Genomic DNA, 9,787 nt, shown 5'->3' with positions numbered 1-9,787 from the left:
GGCCCAGTTCTGCCTGAGCTTGCCCGGCGCCCGCGAGGACTATAAGTGGGGCGGCATTCGGGTACTGTCGATCGCCCAGACCAAGATGTTCGCGGTGTTCGGGCTGGCGGCTGACACCCTGTCGCTGAAGGTCGACAAGGACCTGTTCCTCGGGTACGTGGACCGCCCCGGCATCCGCCCTGCCCCGTACCTGGCGCGCGCGCACTGGGTGAGCCTGACGCTGCCGCTGCCGGTCAGCGACGACGAGGTGCGCGACTTGCTGCGTCGTTCGCATCAACGGGTGGTGCGCCGTTTGCCGAAGAAGACGCAAGTGGGGTTGCTGCTGGACCTGTAGGCGCCTTTAACGCGGCCTGCGGCCGCGACTACGCAATCGCCAGCCATTGGCTGTCTCTGGTATTACAGCGCGTGCTGGGTGAACACGTAGAGCCACCCCAGCTCATGCGCCAATACGATCAGCCAGAACACCACCTGGTAGCTGACCTTGCGAGTCTTGTGGCGAAATACCTGCTGAGCCAGCAGCGCGCCTGGCCAGCCGCCCAGCAGCTCAGCGGCATGCAGCAGCCTTTCCGGGGTGCGCTGGCCTTCGCGGCGTGCCTGGTGCTTGTCGCGCCAGTACAACGCGTACGCCCCCAGGCTGGCAAAGACGTACACAGCAAGCACCACCGGCCGGCCGCCACGCATCATCTGCAAAACCACGCCACTGACCGGCAAGGCGCACAGCAGGCAGAACACTAGCAGCTTGAGCTTGAGGTAGCGCACACCCGGCGCCCCATTCGACTGCGACGCCCTCGCGGCGCCGGCGTTACGGCTGGACATGGTCCCAGTCGATCCAGCCGAACCACCAAGTGGCCAGGATCAGCATGCCGAAGCCGATGCGGTACCAGGCGAACAGGTCATAGGTGTGGTTGGCAATGAACTTGAGCAAGGCCTTCACGGCAATCATGGCAAACACAAAGGCTGTAACAAAGCCCAGGGCAAACACCGGCAGGTCGCTGGCCTGGAACAGGTGGCGGTATTTGAACCCCGAATACACCGCCGCACCGACCATGGTGGGCATGGCCAGGAAGAACGAAAACTCCGTGGCCGCCTTGCGCGACAGCCCGAATACCAGCCCACCGATGATGGTGGATCCGGAGCGCGAAGTGCCCGGGATCATCGCCAGGCACTGGGCAAAACCGATCGTCAGCGCATCCTTCCAGGTCATGTCGTCCACGTGCTCCACGCGCACCACGTGCTCGCGCTCCTCGGCCCACAGCATCACGATACCCCCCGCCACCAGGGCCACCGCCACGGTAATGGGGTTGAACAGGTATTCATGGATAGCATCAGCAAAAATCACCCCCAGCACCACCGCCGGCAGAAACGCGATCAGCAGATTGGCAGTGAAGCGCCGGGCCTGCGGGCGGGTGGGCAGGCCGGTGACAATCTCGATGATTTTCTGCCGAAACTCCCACACCACGGCCAGGATGGCGCCCAATTGAATGATGATGTTGAAGGCCATGGCCCGTTCACCACCGAAGTTGAGCAAGTCCGCGACAATGATCTGGTGTCCAGTGCTGGAGATGGGCAAAAACTCCGTGAGCCCCTCGACTATCCCTAGTATCAATGCCTGTGCGGCGGTCCATAAATCCATCAATTCCCCCAAGTGGAAGCCTGCTCATGGGCAAGTTCCTGATTTTCTTTTAGTCGTAATCGCAGCAAGGCGCGGCAAAGATCAGCGTCAAACCGTGAAAAATTCGTGAAAACAATGATTTGAAACGAAAGATCCACGTAGAAGGCCAAATGCTATCAGCAAAGACTAGTCGTACTCGCTGACAAAACGATGAAAAACCGCTCTGCCCCGGTATTTTCGTGTACCAGCGCAGCCGCAATCGCGTCCTGTCCCCTTGCCCCGTTACAATCGCCTCGTTTGTCTCACGGAAAACGCAAATGTTCCCCAGCCACACCCCTCATACCTGTGTTTTTTCATGAAAGTCGTGGTGCTGACCGGCCCTGAGTCCAGTGGCAAGAGCGCCTTGGCCCAAGCGCTGAACCTACAGTTCGGCGGCTGCGTGGTGGGCGAGTTCGTGCGTCATTTCATTGATGAACGGCAACGGGATACCTGCTACGCCGATGTTCCCACCATTGCCCGAGGGCAACTGGCCTGGGAAGACCATGCACGCGCCGAGCAACCGCCCCTGCTGATTCTCGACACTCACCTGCTGAGCAACCTGCTGTGGAGCCGCACGCTGTTCGGCGACTGCCCAGCCTGGATCGAGAAAGCCTTGCTAAACCGCCGCTACGACCTGCACCTGTTGTTGTCACCCCACGGCATGCCCTGGCTGGACGACGGCCAGCGGTGCCAGCCCGCTCTGGAGGCGCGAGAGGCATTTTTCAGCCAATGCCGGCAATGGTTGCTGGAGCATCACCAGCCGATGACGGTCATCGGCGGCGCGTGGGAACAACGGCGCGATAGCGCCGTCCAACAGGTAATGGCACTGCTGCGCTGAAACGCATCACTGTCCATTCCTGAAACACCCGGACTGGCGCCGAGGCCCGCCAGGGCGGGGTTGCCAGGCGCACGTGGGTATGTGTTAGCCCGGCGTTACACCTGGCTCGTATCGTGCGCAACGGCCACTGGCCACCCTCCCGTCATCTTCGCCCGCAAGTTGTGTCTCATGGCTGATACACCACTTGATCGCGGCTCTCCCGCCTACCTCTCCAACTCATTGATTTAAAAGTCTTTTGTAAAACTGGCACAGCCCCTGCTCTCTTCCTCGCAACGCCAACAAGGCCGGCGAATAAAAGACGAGGGATGGCCATGAACGGGACAACCAAACAAGGCATTGCTTGCCTACTGTTGATGGGCTGCTGTCAAAGCCTGACGGTGCAGGCCGCCGGCGACGGCACCATCGTCATCCAGCGCGACGTACAGCCTCGGGTTGCCTACCGCCCCACCATGCGCCCCGACCCCAACCCGCTGACCGTCAACACTAACCCCTCGAGCATGGTCAATGCCGCCGTCAACACCGAGCTGAGCGACGGCGATATCGCGGGCATCAGCAGCGGTAACAGCATCACCCGCCTGATAATGCCGGACGGCAACCTGCGCGGCCTGAGCACCACCACCGGCAGCGCGCTGCCCAGCATCGCCGCAGGCCATTCCAGCGGCTCGGGCTCGGGCATCTCCAACACCGTCAATTCCGCATTGAGCCAGGGCTTGGCCCCCCTGCAAATGATGACGGGAGGCAAATGAGATGAAACGCACCCTCCTCGTGATCGCCCTGTTGGGCTGCAGTGGCGCCTTTGCCGACAGCACTGCGCCCGTGACCAACACCGCGGTGATTGACAGCTCCGGCCAAGGCTACGTGGGCAATGTGGGCATCAACCAGGCCGCCGGCGACCAGCAACAACAGGCCAACGCCCGCGCCATCGCCAGCGGCGGCCAGGCCAGTGCCACCACGCACATCAAGCAGGTTTCCAAGGCCGTGGTCGACCCGGTGATGAACGCCCGGTCGTCGATCCAGGGCAACGCATTCAGTAACGGCAGCGGCGCACTGGGCATCAACCAGTCCTCCGGGGCCAGCAACCAACAAGCCAACGCCATGCGCCTGACCACCAGTGCTCAGCCGCTCAGCGTTGACGACAGCGCCCTGTCCCAACAGAACGTGGCGTTGGCAAGAGGCTCCGACTCAGCAGGCTCCGCAAACGGCAACCGCCAGGTCAATACCGACGACCAGGCCTTCACCGGTAGCCGCGGATTGATCCAGCTGAACCAGAGCGCCGGGGTGGGGAACCGCATGGGTAACACCCTGAGCGTAAGGGTCGCTGACTGACCCTGCAAAACAGAAACAACACTTAACTAAAATAACGAGTATGGAGAAACACCATGAAACCTACATTGGCACTTAAGCCTCTGGTATTCGCCCTCGCTGCCGTCATGGCTGTCGCCGCTCACGCAGGTGATGACAACAACAAGGGGGGCCATGGCGATCCACACCATGGTGGTGGTCAACAGCAACCTGATCCCATGCTGCAAATCCAGCTGACTGCCGGCGCCGCCGCCGTCGTGGGCGACACGCAAACCAGCCACAACAACTCGGTGGTCAACGAAGGCACGAAAAACTCGGCCTCGGTGAACTCCTCCGCTGGTGGCTCCAACGGCAACCTGGGCGTGAACGTGGCCGGCGGCGACGCCAACCAACAAGACAACGCCGCCGCTATCGCCACCGCCGACGAAAGCTTCATCTTTGGCAGCGCCTACTCGCAAACCACGGCCAACCAGTCCAATACCGGCAACACCGTGGCCAACTACTCCACCAGCACCAACACCAGCCTGAACGGCACCGCCAACAACAGTTCGGGCAACATCGGCATCAACGTCACCTCCGGCGACTTCAACCAACAGAAAAACAACCTGGGCATTGCCGTGTCCGGCGGCCGCGTAGCCGGTGCCAGTGCCTCGGCCGATCAAACCTCCACAGGCAATACCGTGGGTAACGTGGCTGATCGCACCTACAGCAAACAAACCCTGACCTCCAGCTTCTACGCCACTGGCGCCTACAAAGGCACCGGTACCGGCACTGTGGGTGGCGGTCAAGGCGGTCAATCCGGTGGCGGTCATCAAGACAGCCTGGCCAACAACAATGGCGGCTACGGTGGTGGTCAAGGTGGCGGCCAGGGTGGGCATCAAGACCCAACCCAACCGCTGCAATTCAAGGAAAGCGGCAGCTTCGAACTCGGTGGCGTAGCCTCCTATCAAGTGCTGACCCCAAGCGGTTGGGCCAACCCTGTGACCAATACCGCGTCGTTGAACAACTCGCTTAACGGCGTGTCGGGCAACGTCGGCGCCAACGTGGCCTCGGGTATCGGCAACCAACAAAGCAACTCCCTGTCCATTGCTGCCGGCAAAACCAGCATGTAAGCGCGACGGCCTTGAGAGCCCCCGCTCGGGGGCTCTTTTTCAGCACCACCAAGCAAGGCGTCTCGACCATGCGAACTTCTGCGCTCATTCCATTGTTGCTGCTGTTGGCGGGCCCTGCCTGGGCCGCACAGATGTCCGTTCCCGCCCTGCCTGGCGGTACCGTCATCTACAAGCCAATACAGAGCATCCGCGAGCGACGTTTTTCCGACCTGGTTGAGCAGAAAACCGACTTCAGTTGCGGCGCCGCCGCACTGGCGACGGTATTGCGCCAAGCCTACTGGCTGGACGTTAACGAGAAACAGGTGATCGAAGGCATGTTGGCCCACTCCGACCAGGACACCGTCAAGGTGCAGGGCTTTTCCATGCTGGACATGAAGAAGTATGTGGAAAGCATCGGCATGCGTGCCCGTGGCTATCGCATACCCGCGCAAAGCCTGGACAAGATAACCATTCCCGTCGTGGTACTGATGGACATTCGTGGCTACAAACATTTCGTGGTGATGCAGCGCGTACAGGGCGACTGGGTCTATGTCGGCGACCCGGTGCTGGGGCACAAGCGCTACACCCGCGAAGATTTTGTGAAAGGCTGGAACGGGATCATTTTCGCGGTCATTGGCCAAGGCTATGACAAGACCAACGCCTTGCTCGCACCGCCCGTGCCGCTGACTGCCAAGGGCAATCTGGATCAATTCAAGCCCGTGCAGGATGCAGATCTGATGGACTTCGGCTTCATCCAGAGTGATTTCTTTTAAATAAAAAGGAGCATGAAGCTCCAGGAGCACCCGATGAATACTCAACAGTGGCTGCTGGCCGTGTGCCTGGCAGCCAGTGTGCCTGCGCACGCCGCGCCGGCACTGCAACCGATAGAGGTCAAGGACTCCGAGCTTTCGACACTGCGTGGCCGCTTCGTGATGCCCGGACGCATCATCAGTTTTGGCGTGGTGATGTCCACCACCTGGCAAAACGCCAATGGCGACGTGCTCGGCGCCCGCGCCGACCTGCAGGTACAGGCCACCACCATCAAACCGCAGTTCTACGTACAGACCATCGACACCAAAGGCACCGGTACTGCCAACCTGGCACAGAACCAGGGTACCGGCATTGTCACCGGCGGTGCCGGGCTGACCACCACCCAGGGCGTGACCCAGTCGGTACGGGCTGCGGGCGACAACAACACTGCGTACAACAACGTCGACGTGAACGTCAGCCAGGCCAACGCTGCACCGGCCGTCGCCGCGCCGCAAGGCCAAGTACTGGCCGCCGGCAGCACCATCACCGGTACCAACGGTGCCGGCAGCCTGACCGTGGCCAGCACCGGTAACGGTGTACAAATGTCGATCCAGGCCAACAACAACCAGGGCACCACCTCGCAATCCCTTGGCCAGGGCGGGCTTTCGCAATTGACCACGCTGCTGGGCGGCTCCAATCAGGTCAGCAACCTGACCCAATTGAACGTGATCATGCGTAACAACATGCCGGCAGCAGGCTCCATCGACGCCGGCTTGAGCCAGCTCAAAGGGCTGCGGAACACGGGGTACTGACCTACGTTGCACTAAAATCTGGACTACGCTTCGTCTCAAAATAATGCAGTCAGAAGGGACGGCTCACCATGCAACGATCGCTTTCGTTCAATGCGGTTGTCTGCTTAAGCGCGTTGCTACCCGCGACGTTTGTGCAAGCAGCACCGGATCCACAGGTTGAAGAACTCAAGGCCGAGTTACTGCAACTAAAACAACGTTACGATCAACAACAACAGGCACTGATGGTGCTTGAACAACGGGTCAAGCAGGTTGAAGAGTCGCCACCGGCCCCGGCGCCCAAGCGTTTGAGCAAATCGCCCGCCGAACCGAGCAAGGCGCAGACCGTTGCCACCGGTGCACCAGGCACCAGCGCCGCCCAGGCCAGTGGCGGCGCTGCCGGGGGGGCTTCCTACGGGCAGTCACTCAAGGATGATGCCGCACCGGCCCAGAGCGTCGACAACCTCTACAGCGAAAACACCGGTTTCTTCGGCGGCGGCAAGTTCAGCGTCGAGACCGGCATCACCTACTCGCACTACGACACCCGGCAGCTGGTGCTCAACGGCTTCCTGGCGCTGGACTCGATTTTCCTGGGCAATATCAACGTCGACCGCATCAAGGCCGACAGTTGGACCTTGGACGTGACCGGTCGCTACAACATCAACAACCGCTGGCAGTTCGACCTGAACGTGCCCGTGGTGTACCGCGAATCGACGTTCCAGTCGGCCGGTGCCGGAGGCTCCACCACCACCATTTCCCAGGAATCGGTCAGCCGCGACCCCACCATCGGCGACGTCAACGCCGGTGTTTCCTACAAATTCATGGACGAAGGCCCCTACCGTCCCGACGCCGTGCTCAGCCTGCGCGTGAAAGCGCCCACCGGCAAGGACCCGTACGGCATCAAGCTGGTCAAATCGTCTGATAACGACAACCTGGCCGTGCCCGACTCACTGCCCACCGGTAACGGGGTATGGTCGGTTACCCCTGGCATCTCGCTGATCAAGAGCTTCGACCCTGCCGTGCTGTTCGGCAGTTTCTCCTACACCCACAACTTCGAGAACAGCTTTGACGATATCGACCCCAATGTCGGGAGCACCATTGGTGGCAAGGTCGACCTGGGCGACAGCTTCCAGGTGGGCATGGGCGTGGCCTTCGCGCTGAACGAGAAGATGAGCATGTCGTTCTCGCTGTCGGACCTGATTCAGCGGCGCAGCAAGATCAAGCAGGATGGAGGCGATTGGCAGGGTGTGCCGGCCAGCGATGCCAATGCCGGGTACTTCAACATCGGCATGACCATTGCGGCCAGCGATTCACTGACCATCGTGCCCAATCTGTCTATCGGCATGACCGATGATGCGCCGGACTTCACTTTCAGCCTGAAATTCCCGTACTACTTCTAACCGCCGAGGCGGTTGCGTCAGGCTGTCAGCGGATCTGGTGTTTATGCAGCAACCGGTAGAAAGTTGGCCGCGAGATGCCCAGCACCCGAGCGGCAATGCTCAGGTTATCGGAGTGGCGGTTCAGCACATCACACAACGCCTGCCGCTCGGCGCGATGTTTGTAGTCTTCCAGGGTGCCCATGGGCACCACCGCCGCCGACTGGCTGATCAGGCCCAGGTCCTGGGCTTCGATTTGCCGCCCCTCGGCCAGTACCAGGCCACGGCGCACACGGTTGGCCAGTTCACGGACGTTGCCCGGCCAGTCGTGCTTGCCCATGGCAATCAAGGCATCTTCGCTGAAACTGCGCGGCCGACGCCCGGTTTCCTGGCTGTAGAAGTGCGCGAAGTGGTTGGCCAGCATCGACAGGTCGCCATGACGCTCGCGCAGCGGCGCGGTCACTACCTGCAACACGTTGAGCCGGTAATAGAGGTCTTCGCGAAAGCGCCCGGCGCCAATCGCCGACTCCAGGTTCACGTGGGTAGCCGCCAGCACCCGCACGTCCACGGCAATGGGCTGGCTGCCGCCTACCCGCTCGATGTGTTTTTCCTGCAGGAAACGCAGCAGATTGGCCTGCAACTCGAGCGGCAGGTCGCCAATTTCGTCCAGAAACAGCGTGCCGCCGTTGGCGGCCTCGATGCGCCCCACCTTGCGCTGGTGGGCGCCGGTGAACGCGCCCTTCTCGTGGCCGAACAGCTCGGACTGGATCAGGTGCTCGGGAATCGCCCCGCAGTTAATGGCTACGAAGGGCTTGGCGTGGCGCTGGGACTGACGATGCAGGGTACGCGCCACCAACTCCTTGCCGGTGCCGCTTTCGCCACGGATCAATACCGGCGATTCGGTGGGTGCCAGTTTGCTTAACAACTTGCGCAGGTCGCGAATGGGCCGGCTCTCGCCCAGCAACTCGTGCTCGGGCTGGTTGACGTGCACAGCGCCCTTCCCGCGCAGACGGGCCATGCCGAAGGCGCGCCCCAAGGTGACCTGCACCCGCGACACATCGAACGGCAGGGTATGGAAGTCAAAAAACCATTCGCAGACGAAGTCGCCGACATTCTGCATGCGCAGCACGTCCTGGTTGAGCACCGCGATCCACTCGGTGTTGCTGCGGCTGATCAGGTCCTTGACCGCCTCGGGCCGCTCCAGGTGAAAAGGTTGCAGGCGCAGCAAGCCCACGTCACAGGGATGCTCGCAGGCCTCGTCAAGCTCGCAGCTGTCAACCTCCCACCCCACGGTGCGCAGGCCCGGCAGCAGCTGGTGACAGTCATCACACGGATCGACAATTAACAGGCGTCGCGTGTTCGCCATCTCGAGCATGACTGACTCCTTGGCGCCAATAATATAAAAGTTATTAGAAACAGCACGTTGGCGGACCCGTCTGTAACAGTAGCAACGAACTTGACGCTGCCAAGGACCGTTGGTCTACAAACCTGTTACACATTTTTACAACGGGGAATTTCGTTGATTTTTCAACGTCAAAACGAACGCTGAAAACAACAGCTGGAGAAAAAGTTTAAACATTTTTCTGCCCGTGTGTGACTTGTTGCCCGGTTGGCAGCATCAGTAGAGACAAGCCGGCGTAATCGGTAATCACCTTGCCACCGCGCCGCACACTTTTTTTGGGCACACTAGAGAGACTGAACCCATGAACGCTCCGCTGCGAGTCAACGAAGCACTTCTGATTGCCGGCCACGCCTTCGAACCCTTCCAGTGCGTGGCCTGGGCCCCACAGGACGGCAATGGCGAACTGAGCCTGACAGTGGTCGATCGCACCCGCAACAGCATCGGTCGCAAGCAAGTTCCAAGCAGCACTTACTCCGACTTGACCCAATGGGCACACTTGCTCGAAGCCGTACGCGCCGAACTGCGCCAGGAAGGTTACGACCTGCAACCCTGGAGCATGCCACAGCAATAAGTAGCACTTTGCACCGGG

At 60.8% G+C, this 9,787-nt stretch carries 12 protein-coding genes; 9 read left to right on the top strand and 3 right to left on the bottom strand.

The genetic code is table 11. The features are described from left to right. The coding region (locus PMM47T1_RS14745; protein ID WP_008370179.1) for an MmcQ/YjbR family DNA-binding protein at positions 1-334 on the top strand (334 nt) is incomplete at its 5' end. 62 nt (positions 335-396) lie between these two features. Here PMM47T1_RS14745 and PMM47T1_RS14740 read toward each other — a convergent pair. Together PMM47T1_RS14740 and PMM47T1_RS14735 are read right to left on the bottom strand one after the other, a co-directional pair. Further along, complete coding sequence (locus PMM47T1_RS14740) at positions 397-816, bottom strand: DUF1294 domain-containing protein (protein WP_050990419.1); 420 nt, start codon at positions 814-816, stop codon at positions 397-399. Next, entirely contained in the window at positions 803-1,633 is an 831-nt protein-coding gene (locus PMM47T1_RS14735; RefSeq protein ID WP_008370177.1) for an undecaprenyl-diphosphate phosphatase, read from the bottom strand. The genes PMM47T1_RS14740 and PMM47T1_RS14735 overlap by 14 nt, the downstream gene beginning before the upstream one ends. A 334-nt stretch (positions 1,634-1,967) precedes the next feature. On the opposite strand from PMM47T1_RS14735, the gene PMM47T1_RS14730 reads away from it, so the two are divergent. The 7 genes from PMM47T1_RS14730 to PMM47T1_RS14700 all read left to right on the top strand — a co-directional run bounded on the left by PMM47T1_RS14730 (position 1,968) and on the right by PMM47T1_RS14700 (position 7,820). Next, positions 1,968-2,489, top strand: a complete 522-nt coding sequence (locus PMM47T1_RS14730; RefSeq protein WP_008370176.1) for an AAA family ATPase — start codon at positions 1,968-1,970, stop codon at positions 2,487-2,489. A gap of 311 nt (positions 2,490-2,800) precedes the next feature. Beyond that, positions 2,801-3,235: a hypothetical protein gene (locus PMM47T1_RS14725; RefSeq protein WP_043301082.1), complete on the top strand. Its 435-nt coding sequence runs from the start codon at positions 2,801-2,803 to the stop codon at positions 3,233-3,235. Position 3,236: 1 nt separating this feature from the next. Next, on the top strand, positions 3,237-3,815 hold the full coding sequence (locus PMM47T1_RS14720; RefSeq protein ID WP_008370172.1) for a hypothetical protein: 579 nt from the start codon (positions 3,237-3,239) through the stop codon (positions 3,813-3,815). 53 nt (positions 3,816-3,868) lie between these two features. Further along, positions 3,869-4,903: a hypothetical protein gene (locus PMM47T1_RS14715; protein ID WP_008370171.1), complete on the top strand. Its 1,035-nt coding sequence runs from the start codon at positions 3,869-3,871 to the stop codon at positions 4,901-4,903. Between the two features lie 68 nt (positions 4,904-4,971). Continuing rightward, positions 4,972-5,655 carry a C39 family peptidase gene (locus PMM47T1_RS14710; protein WP_008370168.1) on the top strand — a complete coding sequence of 228 codons (684 nt, stop codon included), beginning with the start codon at positions 4,972-4,974 and terminating at the stop codon, positions 5,653-5,655. 33 nt (positions 5,656-5,688) lie between these two features. Beyond that, on the top strand, positions 5,689-6,444 hold the full coding sequence (locus tag PMM47T1_RS14705; protein ID WP_008370166.1) for a hypothetical protein: 756 nt from the start codon (positions 5,689-5,691) through the stop codon (positions 6,442-6,444). Between the two features lie 68 nt (positions 6,445-6,512). Further along, positions 6,513-7,820: a hypothetical protein gene (locus PMM47T1_RS14700; protein ID WP_008370165.1), complete on the top strand. Its 1,308-nt coding sequence runs from the start codon at positions 6,513-6,515 to the stop codon at positions 7,818-7,820. Between the two features lie 25 nt (positions 7,821-7,845). Here the strand turns inward: PMM47T1_RS14700 and PMM47T1_RS14695 are convergent, their stop codons facing one another. After that, positions 7,846-9,171: a sigma-54 dependent transcriptional regulator gene (locus PMM47T1_RS14695; protein ID WP_008370162.1), complete on the bottom strand. Its 1,326-nt coding sequence runs from the start codon at positions 9,169-9,171 to the stop codon at positions 7,846-7,848. A gap of 328 nt (positions 9,172-9,499) precedes the next feature. Here PMM47T1_RS14695 and PMM47T1_RS14690 point away from each other — a divergent pair, with 328 nt between their 5' ends. Further along, positions 9,500-9,769, top strand: coding sequence for a hypothetical protein (locus PMM47T1_RS14690; protein WP_008370159.1), 270 nt, complete (start codon positions 9,500-9,502; stop codon positions 9,767-9,769). Positions 9,770-9,787: the final 18 nt, after the last annotated feature.

Origin of the sequence: Pseudomonas sp. M47T1 (assembly GCF_000263855.1) — a bacterium.
In the GTDB taxonomy this organism is placed as follows: domain Bacteria; phylum Pseudomonadota; class Gammaproteobacteria; order Pseudomonadales; family Pseudomonadaceae; genus Aquipseudomonas.
The sequence above is the reverse complement of the archived record's forward strand: the minus strand, read 5'-3'. Positions and strand labels throughout refer to the sequence as shown.

Bases quoted from the DNA above. Each gene is read 5' to 3' on its own strand.
- PMM47T1_RS14740 (WP_050990419.1), bottom strand. From the start codon at position 816: ATGTCCAGCCGTAACGCCGGCGCCGCGAGGGCGTCGCAGTCGAATGGG.
- PMM47T1_RS14735 (WP_008370177.1), bottom strand. From the start codon at position 1,633: ATGGATTTATGGACCGCCGCACAGGCATTGATACTAGGGATAGTCGAG.
- PMM47T1_RS14730 (WP_008370176.1), top strand. From the start codon at position 1,968: ATGAAAGTCGTGGTGCTGACCGGCCCTGAGTCCAGTGGCAAGAGCGCC.
- PMM47T1_RS14725 (WP_043301082.1), top strand. From the start codon at position 2,801: ATGAACGGGACAACCAAACAAGGCATTGCTTGCCTACTGTTGATGGGC.
- PMM47T1_RS14720 (WP_008370172.1), top strand. From the start codon at position 3,237: ATGAAACGCACCCTCCTCGTGATCGCCCTGTTGGGCTGCAGTGGCGCC.
- PMM47T1_RS14715 (WP_008370171.1), top strand. From the start codon at position 3,869: ATGAAACCTACATTGGCACTTAAGCCTCTGGTATTCGCCCTCGCTGCC.
- PMM47T1_RS14710 (WP_008370168.1), top strand. From the start codon at position 4,972: ATGCGAACTTCTGCGCTCATTCCATTGTTGCTGCTGTTGGCGGGCCCT.
- PMM47T1_RS14705 (WP_008370166.1), top strand. From the start codon at position 5,689: ATGAATACTCAACAGTGGCTGCTGGCCGTGTGCCTGGCAGCCAGTGTG.
- PMM47T1_RS14700 (WP_008370165.1), top strand. From the start codon at position 6,513: ATGCAACGATCGCTTTCGTTCAATGCGGTTGTCTGCTTAAGCGCGTTG.
- PMM47T1_RS14695 (WP_008370162.1), bottom strand. From the start codon at position 9,171: ATGCTCGAGATGGCGAACACGCGACGCCTGTTAATTGTCGATCCGTGT.
- PMM47T1_RS14690 (WP_008370159.1), top strand. From the start codon at position 9,500: ATGAACGCTCCGCTGCGAGTCAACGAAGCACTTCTGATTGCCGGCCAC.